The sequence below is a fragment of the Citromicrobium bathyomarinum genome (assembly GCF_021021475.1).
Taxonomy (GTDB): domain Bacteria; phylum Pseudomonadota; class Alphaproteobacteria; order Sphingomonadales; family Sphingomonadaceae; genus Alteriqipengyuania; species Alteriqipengyuania bathyomarina.
This window is the reverse complement of record NZ_JAINWL010000004.1, coordinates 306,809-329,382: the sequence shown is the minus strand read 5'-3', so window position 1 is coordinate 329,382 and position 22,574 is coordinate 306,809. Positions and strand designations below refer to the sequence as shown.

Annotated in this window: 18 protein-coding genes; 11 read left to right on the top strand and 7 right to left on the bottom strand. The window is 59.5% G+C overall.

The genetic code is table 11. The annotated features are described in order from the left end of the window. Positions 1-59: 59 nt before the first annotated feature. Complete coding sequence (locus K7H93_RS15745) at positions 60-3,839, top strand: hypothetical protein (RefSeq protein ID WP_230784413.1); 3,780 nt, start codon at positions 60-62, stop codon at positions 3,837-3,839. A 556-nt stretch (positions 3,840-4,395) separates the two neighbouring features. Here the strand turns inward: K7H93_RS15745 and K7H93_RS15740 are convergent. Further along, positions 4,396-5,043 (bottom strand): helix-turn-helix domain-containing protein, encoded by a 648-nt coding sequence (locus tag K7H93_RS15740; RefSeq protein ID WP_230784412.1) that lies wholly within the window; start codon positions 5,041-5,043, stop codon positions 4,396-4,398. A gap of 101 nt (positions 5,044-5,144) precedes the next feature. On the opposite strand from K7H93_RS15740, the gene K7H93_RS15735 reads away from it, so the two are divergent. Together K7H93_RS15735 and K7H93_RS15730 are read left to right on the top strand one after the other, a co-directional pair. Next, positions 5,145-5,567: a hypothetical protein gene (locus K7H93_RS15735; RefSeq protein ID WP_230784411.1), complete on the top strand. Its 423-nt coding sequence runs from the start codon at positions 5,145-5,147 to the stop codon at positions 5,565-5,567. 66 nt (positions 5,568-5,633) lie between these two features. Further along, positions 5,634-6,107 carry a hypothetical protein gene (locus tag K7H93_RS15730; protein WP_230784410.1) on the top strand — a complete coding sequence of 158 codons (474 nt, stop codon included), beginning with the start codon at positions 5,634-5,636 and terminating at the stop codon, positions 6,105-6,107. 31 nt (positions 6,108-6,138) lie between these two features. On the opposite strand, the gene K7H93_RS15725 is transcribed toward K7H93_RS15730, so the two are convergent. Next, positions 6,139-6,750, bottom strand: a complete 612-nt coding sequence (locus K7H93_RS15725) for a recombinase family protein (RefSeq protein WP_230784409.1) — start codon at positions 6,748-6,750, stop codon at positions 6,139-6,141. 282 nt (positions 6,751-7,032) lie between these two features. Between K7H93_RS15725 and K7H93_RS15720 the strand changes: the two genes are divergently transcribed. Then, positions 7,033-7,473 carry a hypothetical protein gene (locus K7H93_RS15720; protein WP_230784408.1) on the top strand — a complete coding sequence of 147 codons (441 nt, stop codon included), beginning with the start codon at positions 7,033-7,035 and terminating at the stop codon, positions 7,471-7,473. On the opposite strand, the gene K7H93_RS15715 is transcribed toward K7H93_RS15720, so the two are convergent. Continuing rightward, positions 7,470-8,246, bottom strand: a complete 777-nt coding sequence (locus K7H93_RS15715; RefSeq protein WP_230784407.1) for a hypothetical protein — start codon at positions 8,244-8,246, stop codon at positions 7,470-7,472. The genes K7H93_RS15720 and K7H93_RS15715 overlap by 4 nt on opposite strands. Positions 8,247-8,507: 261 nt before the next feature. Then, positions 8,508-9,281: a hypothetical protein gene (locus K7H93_RS15710; RefSeq protein ID WP_230784406.1), complete on the bottom strand. Its 774-nt coding sequence runs from the start codon at positions 9,279-9,281 to the stop codon at positions 8,508-8,510. Between the two features lie 192 nt (positions 9,282-9,473). Here K7H93_RS15710 and K7H93_RS15705 point away from each other — a divergent pair, with 192 nt between their 5' ends. After that, the gene (locus tag K7H93_RS15705) at positions 9,474-9,770 is read left to right on the top strand and encodes a hypothetical protein (protein WP_230784405.1); all 297 of its coding nucleotides are present in this window, start codon (positions 9,474-9,476) and stop codon (positions 9,768-9,770) included. Between the two features lie 54 nt (positions 9,771-9,824). On the opposite strand, the gene K7H93_RS15700 is transcribed toward K7H93_RS15705, so the two are convergent. Together K7H93_RS15700 and K7H93_RS15695 are read right to left on the bottom strand one after the other, a co-directional pair. After that, positions 9,825-11,252: a relaxase/mobilization nuclease domain-containing protein gene (locus K7H93_RS15700; protein ID WP_230784404.1), complete on the bottom strand. Its 1,428-nt coding sequence runs from the start codon at positions 11,250-11,252 to the stop codon at positions 9,825-9,827. Then, positions 11,249-11,632, bottom strand: coding sequence for a MobC family plasmid mobilization relaxosome protein (locus tag K7H93_RS15695; protein WP_230784403.1), 384 nt, complete (start codon positions 11,630-11,632; stop codon positions 11,249-11,251). The genes K7H93_RS15700 and K7H93_RS15695 overlap by 4 nt, the downstream gene beginning before the upstream one ends. 446 nt (positions 11,633-12,078) lie before the next feature. Between K7H93_RS15695 and K7H93_RS16110 the strand changes: the two genes are divergently transcribed. The 6 genes from K7H93_RS16110 (at position 12,079) to folE (ending at position 21,924) form a co-directional block, all read left to right on the top strand. After that, on the top strand, positions 12,079-14,475 hold the full coding sequence (locus K7H93_RS16110) for a helix-turn-helix transcriptional regulator (RefSeq protein ID WP_230784402.1): 2,397 nt from the start codon (positions 12,079-12,081) through the stop codon (positions 14,473-14,475). Between the two features lie 127 nt (positions 14,476-14,602). Further along, positions 14,603-16,186, top strand: a complete 1,584-nt coding sequence (locus tag K7H93_RS15685; RefSeq protein WP_269060314.1) for a hydantoinase/oxoprolinase family protein — start codon at positions 14,603-14,605, stop codon at positions 16,184-16,186. Further along, positions 16,179-17,285, top strand: a complete 1,107-nt coding sequence (locus tag K7H93_RS15680; RefSeq protein WP_230784400.1) for an S-methyl thiohydantoin desulfurase domain-containing protein — start codon at positions 16,179-16,181, stop codon at positions 17,283-17,285. Before K7H93_RS15685 ends, K7H93_RS15680 begins: the two co-directional genes overlap by 8 nt. A 130-nt stretch (positions 17,286-17,415) precedes the next feature. Continuing rightward, complete coding sequence (locus tag K7H93_RS15675) at positions 17,416-19,563, top strand: TonB-dependent receptor (RefSeq protein WP_230784399.1); 2,148 nt, start codon at positions 17,416-17,418, stop codon at positions 19,561-19,563. A 187-nt stretch (positions 19,564-19,750) separates the two neighbouring features. Continuing rightward, the gene (locus K7H93_RS15670; protein ID WP_230784398.1) at positions 19,751-21,319 is read left to right on the top strand and encodes a phospholipase D-like domain-containing protein; all 1,569 of its coding nucleotides are present in this window, start codon (positions 19,751-19,753) and stop codon (positions 21,317-21,319) included. Then, entirely contained in the window at positions 21,316-21,924 is a 609-nt protein-coding gene (gene folE, locus K7H93_RS15665; protein ID WP_230784397.1) for a GTP cyclohydrolase I FolE, read from the top strand. Before K7H93_RS15670 ends, folE begins: the two co-directional genes overlap by 4 nt. An 18-nt stretch (positions 21,925-21,942) precedes the next feature. Here the strand turns inward: folE and K7H93_RS15660 are convergent, their stop codons facing one another. Beyond that, complete coding sequence (locus K7H93_RS15660; protein ID WP_230784396.1) at positions 21,943-22,569, bottom strand: TetR/AcrR family transcriptional regulator; 627 nt, start codon at positions 22,567-22,569, stop codon at positions 21,943-21,945. Positions 22,570-22,574 lie beyond the last annotated feature (5 nt).

Sequence of the window (22,574 nt, the reverse complement as noted above, 5' to 3'; positions counted from 1 at the left end):
TTCCTGCGCTTGTTTTCCGAACAAATCGGAAACATACTCTATGTCCAAAGAGGTGAGAAGTGGACATAGAAAACGCTCCGGAAATCGATATCGAAGCAATCTTGAGGGAAATGCAACCGCCCAGTTTGCCGCGCGAGCTTTATGAAAAAGTTCCCCAGATCAAAACCTTCGTTGCAGGACTCGACAAGTTAGACGCACTGTCGGTGCTTAGCGGCTTGCAAACTTTGCCGGAGTTTCAGGCCAACGCGGTTCGGCTCGATTGGGCGATGAGGTTGGTCGCAGCAGAAGCTCAAGGCACGCGGAAGCTCAAGCGGGCCGATTGGCACACATTTCTGAATAACCTGCTTGGAAAAGCTGGTGTTACCCGCTTGGAAGACCCGATTGAGGATCTGTTCGTGGCCCCCGTTCTCACGAGTGAGGGTGAATTTGTGCTCATCCAGTCCTGCTGGGAAAACCCCGCGTTCCATACGGAGCAGTTGATCGAGGCGTTTGCCAAGTTGCCCGATGGCGGGCCAAAAACGGACGTGCTGGCAAGTGTGTTTGCGCTTCTGACGCTTTGTAATGCGTTGGTTGAGCGGGCAGGACTTGATCGGAGAATGACGGGTGCGGGTGACGAAGCGTCACGCATGAAACTACCAAGCCAGGGTCGCCTTAATATGATGCACTCAGTTGTGCGTTTCACTTGGGGGGAAGTGGAAAAACTGGTTGGCGATATCCAGCTTCTGTTGCCGTTTGTTCTTCCGCCGGAAGAAGCTCAGCAAATTTCGGATCAGGAGATCGGCAATTCTCTGATAGACTTCAAGCCCCTGTTTGCTTCGTCCGAAGGCATTACCGTGATTGCACCGGGGGCGACCAGCACGGCCATTCGAGGCATACTGATCGATACTGCTGTAAAGCATGGCATGGGGCGCAGGCTGCAAAAGCACCTTAACGACCTAAACGCCAAAACCGTCAGGGTGGCAGGATTGGATGATCTTACCGAGGCGCCCGACATGCCTGTTGGTGAGCTGCTTATCCGCCAAAGTGTCAAGGAAATCTCTGCCGGGCGATATGTCCACGTCGTCCTCGCCGTCGACGGATTTGACCGTTGGGGGGACCAAGGTTTCAGCGGGATTACGGCTTATGACCAGAGCTTCGCCGACGCAGTGTTCGAAGGACTGCGGTTCGCGAAGGCGGCGGCGGAGAAACGGCCCGGCTTCAAAGAAGGGCTTACCATTTTGCTTCTCGGCGGCTGGGGGCAAGGCCGATCCTTGGAGTTCGAGGTTCCTGAAGATCTGCGTAGCTGGCAAATTGAACATATATCGCCAAGTGAGGCATCGCTGTTCGCTGGCTTGGACGACACCAAGCTTCCTGACCTGTGGCGTATCTGGCGACTTGCACGTGTCGTGCAGGGCATGGGCTTCGACTTGCACAACCCCAGCGGGTTTCTAAACCTTTTCCAATGGTGGATGGAAAGCGACCATGCCTTCGTTCCCGAAGGTCATCACGATATGACTCCGCCGTGCATGATCAACTTTGGGTCTGATCGTTTGCTGAAAGCGCGCGAGAAGGCCGCTCACTCTATTGATCGCCGCCTCGTCGAGCATCCGGATGGATTGGCCCGGAAGGTCATGCGCGTTGACCCCCGCTCGGTTTTCTCGCGCCTAGAAAATATCTACGCGAGCATCGATGATATTGAGCGCGGTGAACTTCTAGGCACGGTCCAATCCAACGGTGCCCCGGTCTGGGTTTCGCTCAAGGTGGTAGGATCGCGTTCCCCGGATGAGTACGAAAATTGGCGAACGATCCTTCGTTGGCTCGAATTCTTGATGCTCCCATTTGAGGCGAAGTTTGGAGTTGGAGCAGGCCAGCCTGTGTTGATCGAAGTCGATGTCGAATGGCCAGACTCAGCAATGTTGGCGGGTGGCCTCGAACCTGACGCACTTTCAAGCACGATCGAAATTGCCGTAAACGATGAGAATCGCACTGCTGAATTGCGAATTCTAAGAGACTGGCATCGCGCCCTAAACAGCAAGGATAATTACGCAGAGCGCTTTCTTTCCGAACAGCTCTTGGTCTGTGTGGCTCGTCTGCGCGGGATTGAAGCGAAGACTGTTGAGATAAGTGAATTGATCGAATCTTCGGTTGGTTCAAATGATTTCAGGTGGCGGCATGCATTTTTTGTCCATCGTCCTATCGAAACGATGGGGGCAAGCGGATTGTTGGGCGATCGCTTTAGACCCATCCCGACATCTGCAACGGCTCTAATAAAATGCTGTTCGGCTTTGTCGGTCGATGGCGTGGAGCCTGGGCAAAAAATTGTCGGCGCGGAAGAGTGCTTCGCTTTTCTCCAAGCAATGCATTCCAGCTTGCTCGATACGTTATGCGCCGCAATTCAGTGCTACAATCGCGAGTCGTTAGTGCTCGCCGCGCTCGACCGTTACCAATCTGCTTTGTCTGAGGAACGTAGTTGGGCCATGACGGCGCGCGCTCTGCAAGCTATTCATGGCGTGGAGGAAGATCGAGCCGCGAGTTTTGAACGGCGCGGAGAGATCAACGCCGTCATTCGTGGAAGTTCAATCCTCGTGGAGATCGCAGCATCGCATGCATCTGCGGATGGCGGTTTCGCGGTGGGCGATTTTGACATGGATGATTTTCTTGCTGCGGCTCTACAGGTTTTCTCAATCGCCGACCTTATTCCCGCGCTCCGCGGTGGACAGCTGAACCCGGAATTGGCCGTCAGCCCAACGGGCCACCTTTTGTATGACCACGATTTTCACGAGACAGCCCTCAGTTCGACGGTGCGGGTTTTGCATTCAAAAGATCGGGTCGAAAAAAGCAACGCTTACGCCAGATTTTTCTCGAAAGAAGAGACGGAGACGCCATCTCCGGAACAGCAAAAGCCATTTCATGATGCTCTTCTGGCCGAATACGGCGCTCCGGCGAGCATGTTCTTCGATTTCAGTTACTACTTGGCCGATCTGGCTGTGGAGCAAAAACAAGCGACGTTCACGATTTTGCGGTCGCAACTGATAAGCTGGCTCGATGACCGGGAGATCGAAGGCAAGCCAGATTGCATAAACCTGATTGATCGATTGACGTTACCATCGCGCGCGGGCTGGAAAACCTTTCCAGAGGGAACATCGGCGCGAGATTTTGATGTTAGCAGGTTTGATAGGCGCTATTCCCTCATCGGGCGTCCGATCGTTGCGCTGAACGCTGATACCGATCCTCTCCTGGCGATAGCACCTGCAATCGTCGAGCGCGCTGCGCGACACAATATTGGGGGCGCATTAGCGGGTGGATTGCAGGGTGAATTCTGGGTCAGCAAAAAGATGCGAAGCTATGCTGGCGGTGCGGGCGAACGTGCCGGCCTTGAGTTCAACGAACGGGTCGCCGAAGTAATCCGAGAATTGGGGTTGCAGGCAGACCATTCCGTGAAGCCATCCTCGTGTCTGAATCTTCAAGCCACTGAGGCCCTGAAGCTCCTCGGTGACATTGATGTGCTGGCTTTCACGCCGGATGGACGTCACGCATGGGTGATCGAGGTGAAGGACATTAAGCTATGTCGGACACTTTCGGAGACGGCTAAGCGCCTCTCGGAATATCGAGGTTTGACTCTGGCGAATGGCAAGCCGGACAATCTTCTAAGGCACCTTAATCGGGTCGAATTCGTCAGAGCCCATGCGGCTGACCTCGCACAGCGGAATAAGCTTCCTCAAACTCCGAGCGTTCACGGGTTAGTCGTTGTGGACGTGCCTCAGCCTATGACATTTGTAACGGCGAGCGACGCATTGGATGCGCGCTTTGTAACTGTCGATTCACTTAGCGAGTTCGATTGGAGCGGAGCTGAAAAATAGCAGGGCACTCTATTGAGATGTCAGGTGGGCCCTGTCGAAACTCGTTTAATTGACGGAGCCGAGTAGGTCCGTTGTTGCATGGTTCGGTGCAGGTGGAGAGGCAAATCTCCAAGTCATGCCGCGCATCCAATCGGCGCACGGTTGGTCGAGGGTTTCCAAAGGGGCTGGCGAAACGCCCATTCCGGTCATGGGGTCGAGGGGAGCAAGAATGCTCATCTTGCCGCGCTGGAAGCGGCTGGGTTACAAGGGGCAGGCACGCCCTTTGATCGATGGGGGAGAGCCGTGAGGCTCAGTTGGGGAGAGCGAAGTCTCCCCGATGGCACTAACCCGCCCCTGACCAGAAGGTTGGTCTGGGATCGGCGAAGTGCCATTGAGCCGGGGGAATGCAAACGGGGGCGGCTATAGCGCCCCTTTGCCAAGATGCATGGTATTACCATGCACATCTTGCAATTAGCCTATCATGCAAATCTCGCAATCAGCCTATCAGGAAAATACGGAATCTTTCATATCCGAAGAGACAAATTGCCATAAGTCACTTTGAACGTGGCTTCGTTTCCTAAGTGTATGAAGACCAAGCAATTCCAGACTGGGTTATTGAGTTAATTCCAGAATTTCTTGAGCTATCATAAAAATATGGAGTTTCTTGCGGAACAATCAAAATAGGACACCGGCTATGCTCAACGGCTTTTCCATCATCGAAAATTCTAACAAAAATTAATTCCGCGCATTTTTCTAAATGGAAACATACATCCCGGCCAAGCGGGAGACCAGCTGGCCTACGGCTCCTTCCTTTGGTGACAAAAACTAGCTCCCTATCTACCGGAAAGAACTCCACACGCACGAACCCAACTTTAAAATCGCGATTGTGGAATAGTACAGCTTTTCCCTCGGCATTGACTGCCACCTCGATATCGAGGGCCACCGTGCCTTCGAGATCAGCATAGTCAGTAAGATTGTCTACGTGTTGAGCGTGCGGGTTGGAGCCCTCAAGTATGGATAATTCCTCATGGCTTATGCCTAGCGCAACGACGAGAGCATCAATGGTCTTCGGTTGAGGACTAGCTACCTTCCCGTTCTCCAAATCTGAAATTCGCGATTTGAAATTCTCATCTCCAAACGCTTTCGTGGCGAGCGCCTGTTGCGTCAGGCCTTCAATACCGCGCTTCCTCTTGACCAGTTTCCCAAACGTCTCACCAAAGCTCATCGTCAAAACCGTAACTTTCCAGAACTCGCAATCTCGCACGTGTCGCTAGGCGAGAGCATATCGACTCGCCGCTGACAGAGGCAAGTCATCCGTTCGGGAGAATGACGATGTATTTTTGCCTCGCTTGCCTTAGCTCGGGTCGCTGCCTTAAGAAAATCGCCTTGACGGTTTCGGACGATGAGTTGCGCAATCCAAAGTTTTTGACCGATGTGCGGTTATCGGCGCGCAAAAAGAACGTCTCGAGCCATCGCTGGCTGGACTACCTTTGCTCTCTCTACCGCGATTACGATGGCACCATATTCGATCACGATGGAAAGGAGGTCTTGCTGGACTTGGAGGCGTTTGAATCGGTTCAAATTCGAGAATGGTTCCGGAGCTGGATTTCTGCGCCGGACGCTGGCGACAAACCGCCCAGATTGCGTAGCGAATCTAGGGAGCGCGTACGCCTGCTGGCAACAATATTGAGGGCCGCATTCCCCGGCGAGGCGCGTCTTTGGGGTGTTGAGCCTGCAAACGATAACTAATTGGTAAGACAGGCTATCGCAATGACTTGCGGAAATTTATGATATAGTTTATCGTTAACTGTAACGATGGTTGATGATAAAGAATACATAACGGGGACATTGAAAAGCCTATTTGATGCGCAAAATCGAATGAACGATATTGCAAACCATCTAGATTCATTTTTTGCTGAAGCCCTAAATTCCGAGCAAGGACGAGGGTTGGAAAACGATGACGGTTTCTTGCTCGAAGCGAAAGGCCATCAGTGTTCGACCCTTCGTACACGAGTACCTGATGCACACGGTATCTCATCGGAAATTGTGATCGATCTTTTTGCCGAAGGCCGGGCTAGCGTCACTGCCACTTGGTATGAGGGCAAGACTATGGATGTTGGAAACCGCGAAGCCCGCGACCTGTATTTTTCTGGTTCGGAGACTGCCTCAAACGTTGCCGGGCGAGTGCTCTCAGCGATGCTGGATTGCAGGGAGAATGAAGTCGCGGAAGAAATGCGCAGGTTTGTCGAGGCTAAAGGCCGAGAAACAGGCTTGGAGCCAGCAGCGTAACATCTATCAACGAGCGTTTTCTTTATCGTGGCTACGCATGTTTACACCGTTTCCCTTCAGGGCAGCGCTGACAGTTTGGCAAAATAGCGTCCGACACATCGATTGGTTCAGTTCGTAGCAGTGTGTCTGATCGAAATTGATCGCAATACTGCGGTTTCAATTGGCGTTTGCCGCTCCGCGTCCAACAGGCCTTCGGAGGTCTTCCTAATCGGACGCCACGCTTGCGAGCACTTTCCAATCCAGCCTTGGTGCGCTCGGATATCAGGCTCCGCTCAAGCTGGGCGATTGATCCGAGAAGATTGTAAGTGAACAGGCCCATAGGCGTGGACGTATCGATCTTGTCGGTCAGCGACTCAAAGTGACAGCCGCGTTGGGTCAGATCATCCATGATATCGACCAGATGCCGCAAGCTGCGGCTCATGCGATCGATCTTCCAGACGACAAGCGTATCGTGCTCGCGTAGCGCGGCTATGGCTTGGTCGAACTCCGGACGGTTGCGTTTGGCTCCGGACAGACCTTCATCGGCAAAAATCGGATCGCACCCGGCCTCGCGCAGAGCATCCAACTGGAGATCGAGGCGCTGGTCTGCTCGGCTCACTCTCGCATAGCCGATCTTACGGGGCGCATTGGTCTTGGTGGTCATGGTTCATTCCTCCTTTGGGGTTGAAAGAGGAATGACGGTGCGCGCACATTTGCGGGTCACCGGATGCGAAAAACGGTCCTTTTCGAAACGGCCAATTTCGAGCCGATCTTGGGAGGAGCGTATTGGCGCTAAAGCCTTGGAAATCCTCTCATTCCAAATTTACGCTGGCATATTACACCGTTGCGTATCATAACGCAAGAAAAACGACCGTTTTCAATAAGTTAAGCGCTTGATGCCATTGGCCGATTTCCTCTCGTTTCCCGCGAAACGAAGGAGGCCGCGATGGCTGCACCAAGAATCAAGACTGCGTTATCTGCCTTTGCCGGAGCAACTCTGGCTTTGACGCCCTTGACGGCAGCTAACAGCCAGCAGGTCGAGGCCCAGCCAGTTGCTTATCAGGTGATTTCCGACGCGGACAGCGCGGCCAATCGCTGGGTAGAGCGGAATCCGCACATGGTTGCGGTATCCGTAAGCATTGGGGCCGATACGAAAGTTCCACAGGATGTTTTGGAGCGCACTCTGCGCAGCGACTTCGCTGCCAATGGAGTGGGTAGTGTCCAATTTTTCTACGAGAGTGGCGGAGCAGGCAGCTCCGTTGTGGCTTATCATTCGGATGAGTTTGTGTCTGACCTATATCCGCTCGCTATTGCGCGAAATCACGTGCCGGAATTTGCCCGTCAGTTCCGCTATAATCGTCAATTTGCAGCGAACCTCACAAATTAACCCAATCCAAAAGCAGCGGCTTCTGCATCAGCGGGTCTCGCTTGAGCAATTTCTGACCTCTGCTCGTCGGTGATCTCATCAACGGGCGATGTGTCTAGTCCCTTGGCTTGCATGCCTTTCTCGACCTGCTGCCGCTCATTATTCGATATCTCTTCAAGACCTTCATAGGCAGCCTGACGCTCTGCCTCGGTAGCATTCGGATCGTTCGCCACTCTTTCAGCCTGCTCGATGCGGCGATCCGCACTCTGCTTCTCGCGCTTTAGCTCAACGCGCTTCTCAAATAGCTCTGCGTCCTCGTTCCCACGGTACTCCGGTCTGAGTTTGCCCGTGGCCGGATCGATCAGCTTGTCTTCGATCGCGTCTTCAACGCGCTCGCGATAGTCCTTCATGCTTTCGCCTTCGCGGCGTTCCGGTATCTCGTCGGGGTCGAGGAACTTGTTGGCCAGCGTCTCGCGCCAGGCATCACCATATTTAGCCTCGAACTGGTCATCGATCTTGCCGATTTCCTTGCCCAGCCAGACCGAGTATCCACGCGCCTGATCGAGCAGCATTATGAAACGGGTGTCTTCTGCGGCTTTCTCGGCCTTCTTGCGTTGCTGTTCAGCTGCAACCTTGGTGCTTCCAAGAGCCGCAACACTCACGCCGCGATCCTCGCCAGCTTCAATCTGGCGAGAGGCCGCAACGATGCCGCGCTGGGCGCTGGCATCGGTAATGACGCCCGCACTCGCATCGCGTGTGTTCTCATCGATTTCAGGTTCAAATTCGATCGCCATGTGGGCATGGCCGAATGATTGACGCAGACTGCCTTTCAGACCGTCTGCCGCGTCACGATAACGCTGTGCATCCCCCACAACACTCATAATCTCCCCATTCTGCCCGTTATCCGGGCTATCTTGTTGTTCATGCGATCTAACGCCGCTTTGAAAGCCGGTTGGAGGCAAATTTGCTCCAATCACCTTATTATGATAGACAAAAATAGTTAAAAAAGATTATGGAAATGATAAAACTTGAGATAAATTCGCTTAAAAGTTTATCTATTCGGAGTGGACGTTGGGCAAGTACTTGTAGTGCGCGATAATATATTCCAGATATGCACGTTCTGCTGACTTAACATTTCCGAATATCCAGTTGCGCACAGTGTCCTTGCTCAAGCCCTGTGGGATATCCTCAAGCTGGTCGAACAGCTTGTTATAAGGAATGCCTGTGCGCTTCTCCTCGTTGCGAAGGTACCGCCAAATTTTCTGAGTGATTGGAACGTAGTCAGCGCCCGCACGGGCGAGGTGAGCGGGAATCTGGCCATCGAGGGTTTTCCTGCTTTCTGGCGGGCGGTGGTTGCGAAGGCCTGCCTTCGATCCCGCGTCCCGCGTGGGAGAGGCGCGTAACAACGCTAGCAGGTCATCCCAAAGCTCTTCATCAATGGTGTCGAGAACACCATCTCTCAGACGATCGACGGTCGCTTGCGGTAATGGCGAGAAACGCTGCGCGAGCCTTCTCTCGATCATCGTGATGCTCAGTTTGGAGCGTTCCAGCTCAGAGCAAAGCGTCTGCCTCATATCTTCGTTGACAGGGGCACGATCCGACATTTTGCGTGCGGGCTTGGCGGTATTGGATTGGCTGGAGAGAAAATCGCACATCGCCGCCCACTGATCCTCAGAGAGCTGTGTTCTCGTGCCTTTGAGCAACGAGCGCATTTTGCCTGCGCTAAGCTCGCTTTGGGTTCGATGGCCCACCTCGCGTGCTAGGACATGAGGCTCGATTCCGGTACGCTCTAGCTCCGCCGCAAGATGGCTGCGGTCGGGCTCGGTCAACGTGTAAATCTTCTGCCTGTCTCGGCTGTTCGGCATTGGTCGGCGAGGTTGTTGTTATCGTTCTGGCCATTCGATTTTAACGGGATTCGGGCTTCGACATCAATCGGCTTATCCCCCCATTCGTGCCGGGCCGCGAGATTAGGGTCTCCCCGAAAGCGGAGCATTGGGTTCCGCTCATTGGGAGACCCGCTCATGATCGGTAGGAACCAAGACAAGGAAGCCGCACGCAGTATCTTTATGAGCTCGGCCAAAGGGCTCGCGAACGTGGCGGCACTCGCTGCTGCGTTTCTCCTCACCCCGCAATTCCATGCATGGACGATCCCGTGGGTCACGGAATTCACGGCCCAGAACTATGGCGAGGGCTGGGCCGACACGTTCTGGTATCTATGGTGGGGCATTTGCGCGGCTGGCATCTTCTTCCTAACACGCGCCACGCTCGCCACGGCCATTCTGTTTGGTGCATTGGCGATCGCGACGCGGCTGTTTTAGAAGCTGGAGAAGGTTACAAGAACGGAAAGGGGCGGCTGGAAAGTCGCCCCTTTGTCACTCGGGCTCCATCCCGACATCAGGATCGATCTGCGCATCGCCGCTTCGATCCTTTCCAGTGCCGCGCCGTTGGCTCTGTAGCCACGCAAGGCGATCGCTGCGGTCAGCTCTGGGAGCTTCTGACCTCCTTGCATCTTCTTTTCCTCGTGCTTCCTGCCGCTGCTGGGACGGCTGATTGGCCTTAAGCCAAGCGATGCGAGCAGAGCTGCGATCCGGCACAGCTTCTAGCTGGTGCGAGAGATCGCGATAAACCTCATCGATCCGCGCTTCGTGGCGCGCTCGGACCTCCAGGATTTGGCTTTGCAGGGTACGGCGCTCGGCTAGTTGCGCCTCAATCATTGCCTGCCGCTGACTCTGATCGCGCTTCAGGGCCTCATAGGCTTCACGCTCGTTCTGACGGCGAAGTTCGGCCTTGCGGCCTGTCAGCTTATCCCAAAGCCCAGCCACGCCAATGCGGAAGCGTTCCGCTCGCGCACGCTGCTCGTTCTCGTGCCGGGCGGATTGCCCAGCATCCATCCGCTGTCGTTCAAGTCGGTGTTTTGCTTTGAGTTCTTGCCGCTGCTGGTCGAGGGGCAGCATTGCGTTGTCTCGCTTGGCTTCTGCCTGCGGAACAAGCTTGGCGATGGCAGGACCGACGGTCTTTGCGATGTGGACACGAGTTTGTTCGAGGCTTCGCAGCTCCTGGTCTTTTCCAAGCCGCTCGCGCACATCCTTGGTCTTCCGGTTGAGGAGGCGCGGTAGCGCCATGATCTCTCCCCTCCATGTGGACACGACGAAGCGGCCCCTTTCTCCGCGCGCGAGATACAGTCCGCGCTGTTCCAAGGCGTGCTGCAAGCTCTCTCGATCGTCCGAGGTTGCCCACGCTTCCTGTGCGAGCATCTTGAGGCGTTTCGGATCACGGCCCTCCCGTTTGGCTTGCTGGTAGAGGGCAAGGTCAAAGTTTCGCGGGTCTCGGCTATCGCGGTCAATATACCCATGCGGAAGCCGCCATCCGTTCTCCAGAAACGCTGCCTTCGATATCTCTTTCAGCTTCATTTTGAAGAACGGCAGCGGGATGACTGCCATGCGCTCCGGATCGATCCGGCTGACCACGAGATGGGCGTGCCTCCGGTTCTCCTTTTCATGGAATATGAGGGCATGGGGCTGACCTTTCAGGCCATTCGCCTCCATGATCTGATCCGCCGTGCGTTCGAACAGAGCGACGTCGGCTGATGCCTCTTCTGGGGGCGAAAGCGAGACGCTGAAGAGAGGCTTTTGGGAGCGTATACCGGCACTCATCGCCTGCACCTCGAGCATGGCTTCGCTCAGGTCTGTCGAAAGAAAGCCTTCGACCCGATGGGTCTCGATTTGGTCGTTGTCCCGCTCATTCAACAGATGCTTTGCCAAAGCCATCGGTGTGCCGCGCGCTGACGCTTTCAGGATCATGATGGATCGCGAATGCCGAGCGCACGCATCAGCAGGTTTCGGATTGTTCGAAGGTAGCCGACCGCTTCCTCGATCATCGCCTTGGTCCTATCATCCGCCACGAACGAACCGGAATTTGCTGCTTTGGCGAGTTGATTGAGATTGTTCGCGATGCGCGAGATGCCGAGCAAAGCAAGAATGCGTCCGAGCGCTTCATGATCGCGCACCGGGAACTTGCTATGAGAGCGCGGCGGAGGGCTTTCAGGATCAAAGATGCGCCACTTGATATAGCCGCCAAGGGACATTCCATGCGCAGCCGCATTCTGCTCGGCGCGCGCACGCTGTTCACCTGTCAGGCGCAGGCAAAAAGGAGAGGGGCGTTTGGATTTATCGGTCGGCATCGTCTGCAAAGAAAAGGCGCACCACACCAGCAGCGGTGAGATGCGGGCATGATGCGCTTGGTTGTCGTTGGAATTGGGGGCTTAGGGGAAACTGAGCACTTTACGGCTCAGGCGGGTCTGTGCCGTCGAAAAAGCCTTCTGGAAGCTTCGCTAGCGCGCTACTCCAGTCCGCTAGCGTCTCGAACAGGGTGTTCAAACTCTCTCCGTCCGGGCGCACCATTCCCATTCGACGCAGCGCGCCATGCTGTGCGCGGAATTTTCCCAAGATTGCGAAAGAACCTGGACAGGCGGCCGTCGGCACGTCTGCCTTCGGGTGGTGCTTGCCCGACCTATTTCCGGGCGTTAGCGTGCGATTGCCTACTTGGTAGGTAATCCTTGGAGGTTTTCCGGTTTTCACCAAACGGGTCCATCGCTTTATCGAACAGGCCTGTGCTGCGGGACCGATCGTGGCCGTCTGCGCGCCGCCCGGGTTCGAGACCAGGCGGCTGCTGCAATCGCTTGCCGAGCCGGAAGCGGGGGAAGGGGGCGTCTCCTACTTCGACAGGCTGGACCATCTGGCCGATCCGACATGCGCCGCCCAGGCGGTGATGGACATGGGCCACGCGGCGCGCCGGATCATCGTCGAGGATGCGGATCTGTGCGACGCCCGATGGCTCGGCTCGGCCCTGCAGAGGTTCGCACGGGGCGCAGGGGCAGGGCAGATCTTTCTCGGGATGAGCAACCCGCAGGGCCTCTCCGTTCTGGAAGAGGGGCTGGCGCAGCCGATCCCGATCGTGGGGCCGGCGGTGCTCAGACTGACCCGAGCCGAAGCCGCGCGTGCCTTTCGCAAAATCGCCCGGCCCGCCAACCGGACGCGCATTCTCGATCTGATCGGGGGCTGGCCGCACGCGGCGGTCAGGCTTTCGCACTGGGCGGCCGGCGCGCAGACCGATGCGTGGGGCCGGGAAGATATCGACATCCTGCGCGATTGCGGGATCTATGACGTCGTAGAGCATCGCGTGCTGCCGCTGCTGGATGACAGCCAGAAGCAGGCTCTGGCTGCGGCATCGTTGGTGCCCTGTCCCGATCGAGAATTGCTGCATGACGAGGTCCGGTCGGACCGCGTGCTGGCGTCGGTTGCGCAAGTCCTGTCCGGCCTCGTCGACATCGAAGGGCGGCACTATACGATCAATCCCGCGCTTGCGGCATGTGTGCGCGAATGGTCGCTGTTGCAGGACCCGGCCGGGCACAGGCACCGTGTGATTGCCCTTGCGGACCGATGCTCGCGTAACGGCAGGCTGACCGATGCAGCGCGCCTGGCCGGAGAGGCCGCAATGCCGGAGCGGGTCCGCGCCTATGCGGAAGAACACGGGGCGCTGCTGATTTGGGTGCTGTGCGGCTTCGCGGATCTGGCCGCGCTGGTGAAGAACGCCAGCGACGAGGTGATCGCCGCGTCTCCCGATCTGCGGATGATGCGGTGCATCGTCAACCTGAAGTCGGGCCGGATCAATTTGGCGGAGCAGGAACTGCGCGATCTGTCCGAAGACCCTCGCGTGGCGAACTCGATGCAGCGGGAGATCGAGATCGTCCGGGTGACCCTGCTGGTCTATGGCTGCGCGCTCGCGCGGCGTGACGATCTGGAGTTCCTGACCGAGCTTCTGTCCGAACAGTCGAGCGAGCCGGGCTGGCAGACCTTCCTCGCGACGCTGGCCTGCGTCCTCAATTCGCAGCGTGCCCGTTTCGATGCGGCCGAAGCCAATCTGCGCGAGGCGCGGCTGGAGGGGGAGCGCGCGGGTTCGCGCTACAACCTCATGTTTCTGCACGCCCACCAGGCCACGATCGACATTGCGCGCGGCAAGCTGGTCGAGGCGCGCGCAAGCCTGGCCAAGGCACGCAAGATGTGGCGCGACGAATTCTCGACCGATCAGGGCGTCGAGACGGTAATCGCCGCGCTGGGGGCCAAGGTGGAATTCGAGACGGGACGCCTGACCAGCGCGCGCAACTCGCTGCGCAAATCGGCCCAGCGCATGCCCGAGGCAGAGGCGTGGTTCGACATCTACTTCGCGGCCTACGAGCCGATGACCCGTATCTATGTGAAAGATTACGGGATCGCGCGGACGATCCAACTGGTCGAGCAGGAGCGGGCCAAGCTGGAGGCACGCGGGCTTGGCCGCATCGGCAACCTCCTCGGCGCGGTGATGGCCTGTCTGGTGGGCGAGGCCCGGCTTGGAGGAAATGGCGTCGATGTCGAGCCGCCTCTCACCGACTTTTCCGGGCTGGCCGCATCGAGCTGGCAGGAGCGCGAGCTGTTCTCTCTCGCCGCCGCGCATGAGATGCACCGGGCAGGCAAGACGGAGGAGGCGATCGCGCTGCTCTCCGCCGCGCGCGAGGAAGCGGGCAGGAGCGGGGTGGTCCATTCGGTTTCGCGCATGACCCAGCTGCTGTTCGCACTGCGGCATGCGTCGGGCGACCGCGAAGGCGCGCTGCGTGAGCTCGCCGAGCTGGCGTCGCTAGGCATTGCAACCGGGATGCGCCAGACCTGTGCCGATATGCTTGGCGGCTATCTGGCCGATTACGTCGAGCAACTGGCCGCGCATCCCGATGCGGACGAGGCGCAGCTGCAGTTCCTGCGCAGCGTGATGAACCGCGACCGCACGGCGAGGGCGTCTGCCAGCGAACTCAGCAGGCGCGAGATGGACGTTTTGCGCGCGCTGGCGACCGGCGGATCCGACAAGGAACTCGCGCGCGAGCTTGGCATTTCGGACCATGGTGTGCGCTTTCACCTGAAAGGCGTGTTCAAGAAGCTGGGCGTGCACGACCGGCTTTCAGCCGTGGTCCGCGCGCAGGAAAAGGGCTGGATCTGACGGCGGACCTACTTGTTTCGGTAGTGTCCTAAGCTGTGCCGGATTTGATGACTACCAAGTAGGCTTGCCAGCCTCCACACCGCTTCAATTGCTCTGCGTGCCGTGACGGGCATGCTCCCAATCGACCATGAATGGGAGATCGGGTTTGCGCATAGGGGTAGACGTAGGCGGCACCAATACGGATGCGGTGTTACTGTCCGATCGTGACGTGCTCGCGACGGTGAAGGTGCCTACCACCAGCGATGTGGGCAGTGGCATCGTCGCCGCGGTTCGCACGATTCTTGAGCAGGGACAGGTCTCCCCCGCAGCGGTCGAGGCGGTAATGATCGGCACGACCCACTTCACCAACGCCTTCGTCCAGCGCCACGATCTGGCCAAGGTGCATTGCCTTCGTCTGGGCCTGCCCGCCTCGCGCGGTGTGCCGCCCTTCGCCGGCTGGCCGGACGATGTGCGCGATGCAGTCTTCGCCGGGCGCACACTGGTGCGTGGCGGCTACGAGTTCGACGGTCGCACGATCGGCGAACTGGACGAGGCTGCCGTGGAGGAGGTGGCCCGCAATCTTCAGCGCGATGGCGTCGGGCAGCTCGCGATTTCGGGCATCTTCAGCCAGATCAACGACGATCAGGAGCGGCGCGCGGCGCAAGTCGTTCAGCGGGTCGCGCCCGAGATCGAGGTGTCGCTGTCGTCGGAGCTGGGTCGGACCGGTCTGATCGAGCGCGAGAATGCCGCAATCATGAATGCGAGCCTGCGTCCGCTGGCGGAAAAGGTGGCCACCGCCTTCGCCGATGCGCTCGCCACGCTGGGCCTCGATTGCCCGTACTACGTCAGCCAGAACGATGGCACGCTGATGAGCGCGGATCACATGCGCAGCTATCCCGTGCTGACCTTCGCTGCGGGGCCGACCAACAGCCTGCGCGGTGCCGCCTGGCTTACCGGAGCGTCGGACGCGATCGTCGTCGATATCGGCGGCACGACATCCGATGTCGGCGTGCTGGTGAAGAACTTCCCCCGCCAGTCGAGCGTCCACGTCGATGTCGGCGGAGTGCGCACGAATTTCCGGATGCCGGATGTGCTCTCGGTCGGCCTGGGAGGCGGATCGCGGGTTCGCGAGCAGGATGGCGTTGTCACGGTGGGCCCGGACTCGGTGGGCTACCGGCTGACCGATGAAGCGCTGATTTTCGGCGGCGAGCAACTGACGGCGAGCGATATTGCGGTGGCCGGGGGCTGGGCCCAGATCGGCGATCGCGAGAAGCTGGGCGCGGTCGATGCCGCTCTGGTCACGGGCGCGGCCGAGGCGATCCGGCAAATCGTTGCGACGGCGATAGATAAGGTCAAAACGAGCCCGGACCCGATGCCGATGATCCTGGTCGGTGGCGGCGGGGTGTTGGTGAATCAAGAGCCGCCGGGCGTGTCCGAGATGATGCGGCCCGACCATGCAGGCGTCGCCAATGCGATCGGCGCAGCGATCGGGCAGGTCAGCGGCGAGGTGGATTCGATCTTCGCGATTACCGATGCGGCCGAGCGTGAACACGCGCTGGAACAGGCGCGCAAGGAAGCAACCGACAAGGCGATCGAGGCAGGCGCGGCCGCCGGAAGCGTGGAAATCACCGATATCGAGACCTTCCCGCTCCAATACCTGCCGGGCGGGGCAACGCGCGTCTTCTGCCGTGCCGTCGGCGATCTGGCCATTAGGGAGACAGTTGGTGGTTGAGGCAGTCACGCTCGAAAATATCGAGCATCTCGCGATAGGCTCGGCGTTCCTCGGCACCGGCGGCGGCGGGGACCCTTATCTGGGCTCGCTGTTGTGCCGCGAGGCACTGGCCGAATACGGGCCGGTGAAACTGGCCGATCCGGCAGAGCTGACCCACAGCGACTCCGTGTTCGTCGCTGCGGCGATGGGCGCGCCGACGGTGATGCTGGAAAAGCTGTTCTCGCTGGAGGATCAGGATCGCGCCGTTCGCTCGCTCGAACAGCGGCTCGGCTGCCAAGCCAGCGTGATCACCTCGGCGGAGATCGGCGGGTGCAATTCCATGATGCCGGTCGCCTACGCTGCGATGCGCGGCCTGCCGCTGCTGGATGGCGACGGGATGGGCCGTGCCTTCCCGCAGTTGCAGATGACCAGCTTCAATATTGCCGGTGTTGCGGTGGCCCCGATGACGCTCGCCGACGAGCATGGCAATGTCGTCACTTTCGAAGCGGAAAACGGCAAGAAGGCGGAGGAATTCGCCCGCCCCGTCGTCGCCGTGATGGGCGCGGCGGGCTGTCTGTCGTGCTATCCGATGACGGGCGCGCAGGCGCGCACGGCCTGTGTGCGCTATACCATCAGTGCCGCGATCGAGATCGGACAGGCCATTGCCGGTGCGGCCTATGGCGATCTGCCGCCGATCGAGCGGCTGCTGCGCGCGCTCGACGATCACCAGTATTACAACACGCCGACCGAGGTCTTCAGCGGCAAGATCACTGCGGTGGAGCGCACGACCAAGGATGGCTGGGTTACAGGCGAATGCCATGTGGAGACGATTGCGGGCGGCAGTTCGGCCGTGGTCGCCTTCCAGAACGAGAATCTGTCGGTTCACGTCGATGGCACGCTTCGCGCGGTCGTTCCCGATCTGGTGACCATCGTCGACAGCGAAACCGCTCATGCGATCCCGACCGAGCGACTGGCCTATGGTCAGCGCGTGTCGGTGATCGCGTGCGAGGCTCCGCCTGCGCTGACCACGCCCGAGGCGCTCGCCATCGTCGGACCCGACCAGTTCGGACTTTCGGAACAGTACCGTCCGCTGGGCAAACTGCAGGAGGACGGGTCATGAGCGGAATGCACGTGATCCATTCCGGGATGAGCGCGGGCGCGCGATCGTTCGCCGATATCGACCGCCGGGTCGGCCCCGGACCTCAAACCAGTCATCCCATTTTCGAACTACGACCCAGCCGAGGAGCCAAATGATGCGCCCAACAATTCTTGCCAGAACCGTCAGCGCCCTTGCCATCGCCAGCGCCGCGAGCATGGCTGCACCCGGCTTCGCGCAGACCGTCGCCGACGACGAGAGTGGCGATGAAGAAGGCCTCGGTGTCATCGTGGTCACCGCGCAGACGCGCAACCAGCAGTTGCAGGACGTGCCGATCCAGGTGTCGGCTTTCGGCGAAGAGCAGATTGCGGACGCGGGCATCGATTCGACCCAGGATTTCATGGACCTGGTCCCCAACGTCTCGTTCGACGACAGCTTCACCTACCTCAACAGCTTCGTCGTCGTGCGCGGCGTCACCCAGATCAACAACGCCGATTCTCCGGTCGCGGTGATCGTCGACGGTGTGCCGCAGAACAGCCAGAAGCAGCTCAAGATGAATCTGTTCGATCTGGAGCGGATCGAGGTTCTGAAAGGCCCGCAGGGCGGTCTTTACGGGCGCAATGCGATCGGCGGTGCGATCAACATCGTTACCAAGCGCCCCGGGGACGAGTTTTCCGGCATGGTTCAGGCGACCTACGGCAGGGGCGATTTCGTCGACCTCAACGCAGCAATCTCGACCCCGATCGGCGACAGCTCCGGCCTGCGGGTTTCGGGCAACTACATTTCCGACGGCGGCCGGATCGAGAACAGCTTCACGGGCAAGAATGTCGATTTCGTCGATCACGACTACACGCTGCGCGGTCGCTTCGTGTCGGATATCGGGGCTGCGACCAAGCTGGACCTGCGTGCATCCTATCGCGATTTCCAGGCGGGCGGGATCTACGATTCGCAGGTCAGATCGGGCAATGCGGACGATATCGTCTACCCTGCGGAGAACATCGAAGGGCTGACGTTCGGCGATATTGTCGAAGGGGCCATGAAGTGGGATTTCGAGATCGGCAACGGCACTCTGACCTCTATCTCCGCCTACACCGACCTTGCGGAGAACGTCCGCGGCGATCTCGATTTCTCGAATGCGATTGATGATCCCGGCGGCTTTGCAGGCCTGGGTATTCAAGCCGGGCAGGGCCAGGATCTCTCGGTCGAGTTGATGAGCCAGGAACTGCGCTACGTTTCCGACGACGCGCTGCCGTTCCGGTGGATCGCGGGGGTCTATTATCTCCACACCAACCGCGACCTGCTGACCCGTGCCTTCATCGATGCCGAGGGCACCGCCGGCGGCATCGGATCGCGCGACCAGATCGATAATCCCGCGCTCAGGCTGATCACTCTCAACGAGAGCAACCGGAACGACGCCTATGCGGTCTATTCCAACTTCGAATACGACCTGACCGGCTCCCTGATACTGTCGGGTGCGCTGCGCTATGACCTCGACGAGCGCCGGCAGACCGACCTTGAGAATGGCGGCGTGCGGAGCGAGAGCTTCTCCGCGGTCCAGCCGAAAGTGACGCTGACCTACCGGCTGGACGACGACAAGCTGGTCTACGGCACCTACTCGACCGGCTTCCGGTCGGGCGGGTTCAACGCCCCGACGGTGTCGATCCCCGTCTACCAGTCCGAATATCTCCAAAACTTCGAAGCAGGCTTCAAGTCGAGCTGGATGAACAACCGCCTCATCCTCAACGGAGCGGTCTATTTCGCCAAGAGCGACGATTTCCAGTTCTTCTATATCGACGCGCTATCGGCATCGCAGATCATCGGAAATATCGACCGGGTCGACATCTTCGGGGTCGAGCTGGAGATGCAGGCACTGGTCGCCGACGGGCTGCAGATCTTCGCGGCGCTTGGCACGACCGATACCCAGATCAAGGAATATGCTCTGGACCCGTCCTTCATCGGCAACCACACGCCCAAGTCGACCAGCTTCACCGGTAATCTCGGCTTCCAGTACAAGGCGCCGATTTCGGACACATTCGATCTTCTCGTGCGGGCGGATTACGAACATCGGGGCAAGAAGTACTGGCAGGTCGACAATCTCGACGTGCAGGGGCCGCTCAACCTGCTGGGCGCGCGGATCGGGATCGAGAATGACCGCATGGGCCTGTTCCTGAGCGCCAGTAACATCTTCGACGAGAAGTATTACGCGGACTACAATCCCAAGGAATTTTCCGGCCTAACCACCGATATCGGCTTCCTTGCCCAGCCCTCGACCTGGGCGATCGAGGCGACGCTCAAGTTCTGACTGTCCTCGCGTCATGTCGGGTTGCTCGCGGAACTCATGCCGTGCCTTCTGGTTGAAGGGACACCACATTCCGGAGCCCCCTTGTGAGCAGTGCAGAAGCGATTTTCGAACGTCCGAGGCGGGGCGATGCCACCCGGCATAACCATGGAGAGCTCCCCCTCGAAACCCGCGAAGACGCGACGGAATAGTGGGTCGCGAGGGGGACAGCGACGGGTCGAACAGTGCCATCGCCGGTGGCACCGGCCCCGACGCGTCCGCAGAACCCGGCATCTGGCGCTATGCGATCGCCGATCGTCTGGCGGTGGTCATCGATGGCGAGGATTACTTCGCGCTGGTCCACACCGCGATGTACAACGCGCGCGATCAGATCGTTCTGATCGGATGGGATTTCGACACCCGCATCTCGCTGAGGCGTGGTGAGGAATGGGACAATGGCGATGCCGATCGTCCCGCGCGGCTGGGCGATTATCTCCCGTGGCTGGTCAAGGAGCACACGGACCTCGACATCCGCATCCTCAAGTGGGGGCTGTCGTGGGTCCAGTTCCTCAAACGCGGGCGCATGGCCTACGACATTGCGCGGATGTGGATGGTCGACGGGATCAGCTTCCGCTTCGACAGCCATCATCCGACCGGGTGCAGCCATCACCAGAAAATCGCGGTGTTCGATCGCAAGCTGGCGGTGTGCGGCGGGATCGACCTGACCTACGACCGGTGGGACACGCGCGAGCATCTGGAAGACGACCCCCGGCGGACCAACTGGCCGGGCAGCACCCATGGCCCGTGGCACGACATCACGCTGATGATGGAAGGCCCGGTCGCCGGCGCGCTGCACGACCTGTGCAACACCCGCTGGCAGGTCGCGGGCGGCGATCCGTTGGCACGCCCGGCCGATAATATCCGCTCCCCCTGGCCCAAGCCGCTCGAGGCCGGGTTCGAGGATGTCGAGGTCGGCCTCGCGCGCACGCGTGCCGAATGCGGCGACGTGACCGAAGTCAACGAGATCGAAACGCTGTTCCTCGCCCACATCGCGCGGGCCAAGCGGTTCATCTATATCGAGAACCAGTATTTCACCTCGCGCAAGATTGCCGAGGCGATCGCTCTGCGGCTGTCGGGCGAGAACCCGCCCGAAATCGTCATCATCCATCCCAAACACGCCGATGGCTGGGTCGAGCAGCAGGCGATGGATCATGCGCGCGATCTGGTCGCCGAAGCGGTCGAGGCGGCGGATGGCGACGAGTTTTTCGAAATCTACGTGCCCTATACCGGCGAGACCCCGATCTACGTTCACGCCAAGCTGATGATCGTCGACGACGAGGTGGTGCGGATCGGATCGGCCAACCTCAACAATCGGTCGATGGCGCTGGACAGCGAATGCGACGTGATCCTCGATGCCAACCGTCCGCACAATACCGGGCGCGGGCTGGAGGAGGAGATTCGATCGATCCGCGTCTCGCTGCTGGCCGAACATTGCGGCGTGGCCGAGGATGCGATGGCGCAGGCGCTTGAGCGGCATGGCACGATGCAGGGCGCGATTGGCGAGCTGGGGCTTGAGGGATCGCGCCGGCTGGTACCCTATCGCCCGCCGGAGAAGAACGGGGTGACGCGCTACCTCGCCGAATCGGCGATGCTCGACCCGGAACGTCCCGACGATCTGCTCCGACCATTTGCGCGCGGCGGACTTTTCCGCAAAGGCGGCCTGCTCGCGCGGTTGCGCGACAGGGTGAAGCGCAAGGTGAAGGGACGGTTGAAGAGATGAGCAGTCTGGTGGGGCCCGACGAGGACCGGGAAGACGGCAAGCCCGCAGTGCCCGAAGACGTGCAGGCGGCAATCCGCACGCTGATCGAATGGGCGGGCGACGATCCCTCGCGCGAAGGGCTGCTGGATACGCCCAAGCGCGTGGCACGCGCGTGGAAGGAATATTGCGTCGGCTATACCGAAGACCCCGCGGTGCACCTGTCGCGCGTGTTCGAAGAGGTCGGCGGCTACAACGACATCGTGCTGCTCAAGGACATCCCGTTCCAGTCGCATTGCGAACACCACATGGCGCCGATCATCGGCGTGGCGCACATCGCCTATCTGCCGACCGATTTCGTTGTCGGCATCTCCAAGCTCGCGCGCGTGCTGCACGGCTTCGCCCGGCGGCTGCAGGTGCAGGAACGGCTGACCGCGGAGGTCGCCGAGTGCATCTGGGACAATCTCAAGCCCGAGGGCGTGGCGGTGGTGATCGAGGCGAGCCATGCCTGCATGACCGCGCGCGGCGTGCGCACCCCGGGGGTGACGATGGTGACCAGCCGGATGATGGGCGTGTTCCGCGACGATCCGCGCAGCCGCGAGGAAGTGCTCAAGCTGATGGGGCACTGAGCGGCGCGGGGCCACCGATTACGCTTCGCGGGGGCCGATGCCTTCGCTCAGGATCGTGGCGGCGGCCTGTGCTGCGCGTTCGGAATCATCCCCGTCCCCATTGCTCCACACTGCGTAACGCAGGCCGAGGAAGACGTTCATCCCCATGATTGCCCACGCGTGGGCTTCGTCCAGATCGCCGCGTAGCTGACCCGCCGCCGCGCCCGCGCGCAGACGGCCCAGAATGCGCTCTGCGGTCTTTTCATAGTGCAGGCGGTAGCTTTCCGGATCGACGAATTCCGATTCGTCGATGATCCGGTAGATTTCCTTGTGCTCGCGCGCGAAGGCGAGGAACGCGCCCAGCGCGGCGCGCTCCGTCTCTAGCGCATCCAGCTCCCGCTCGGCCAGGCTCTGCGCGGCGGCCTGCCGCACGCCTTCGCTCAGGTCGCGGACCAGATCGCGGAAGATCGCCTCCTTGCTGCCGAAATAGGTGTAAAAACTGCCCAGTGCGACACCCGCGCGGCGGGTGATCGAGGCGATCGACGCTTCGTGAAAGCCCCGCTCCCCAAACTCGATGGTCGCCGCATCCAGCAGCTTGCGCCGCGTGCGTCGCCCCCGCTCGGTCGCGGGCGGGGCGGGGGAAATATCCGGATCGGTACGTGCCATGATGG

What these genes read in the sequence shown, in the direction of transcription:
- K7H93_RS15720 (WP_230784408.1), top strand. Translation starts at nt 7,033, where the DNA reads ATGGCTGCACCAAGAATCAAGACTGCGTTATCTGCCTTTGCCGGAGCA.
- K7H93_RS15700 (WP_230784404.1), bottom strand. Translation starts at nt 11,252, where the DNA reads ATGATCCTGAAAGCGTCAGCGCGCGGCACACCGATGGCTTTGGCAAAG.
- K7H93_RS15705 (WP_230784405.1), top strand. Translation starts at nt 9,474, where the DNA reads ATGATCGGTAGGAACCAAGACAAGGAAGCCGCACGCAGTATCTTTATG.
- K7H93_RS15725 (WP_230784409.1), bottom strand. Translation starts at nt 6,750, where the DNA reads ATGACCACCAAGACCAATGCGCCCCGTAAGATCGGCTATGCGAGAGTG.
- K7H93_RS15715 (WP_230784407.1), bottom strand. Translation starts at nt 8,246, where the DNA reads ATGGCGATCGAATTTGAACCTGAAATCGATGAGAACACACGCGATGCG.
- K7H93_RS15675 (WP_230784399.1), top strand. Translation starts at nt 17,416, where the DNA reads ATGATGCGCCCAACAATTCTTGCCAGAACCGTCAGCGCCCTTGCCATC.
- K7H93_RS15685 (WP_269060314.1), top strand. Translation starts at nt 14,603, where the DNA reads ATGAATGGGAGATCGGGTTTGCGCATAGGGGTAGACGTAGGCGGCACC.
- K7H93_RS15730 (WP_230784410.1), top strand. Translation starts at nt 5,634, where the DNA reads ATGGTTGATGATAAAGAATACATAACGGGGACATTGAAAAGCCTATTT.
- K7H93_RS15735 (WP_230784411.1), top strand. Translation starts at nt 5,145, where the DNA reads ATGACGATGTATTTTTGCCTCGCTTGCCTTAGCTCGGGTCGCTGCCTT.
- K7H93_RS15740 (WP_230784412.1), bottom strand. Translation starts at nt 5,043, where the DNA reads ATGAGCTTTGGTGAGACGTTTGGGAAACTGGTCAAGAGGAAGCGCGGT.
- folE (WP_230784397.1), top strand. Translation starts at nt 21,316, where the DNA reads ATGAGCAGTCTGGTGGGGCCCGACGAGGACCGGGAAGACGGCAAGCCC.
- K7H93_RS15695 (WP_230784403.1), bottom strand. Translation starts at nt 11,632, where the DNA reads ATGCCGACCGATAAATCCAAACGCCCCTCTCCTTTTTGCCTGCGCCTG.
- K7H93_RS15660 (WP_230784396.1), bottom strand. Translation starts at nt 22,569, where the DNA reads ATGGCACGTACCGATCCGGATATTTCCCCCGCCCCGCCCGCGACCGAG.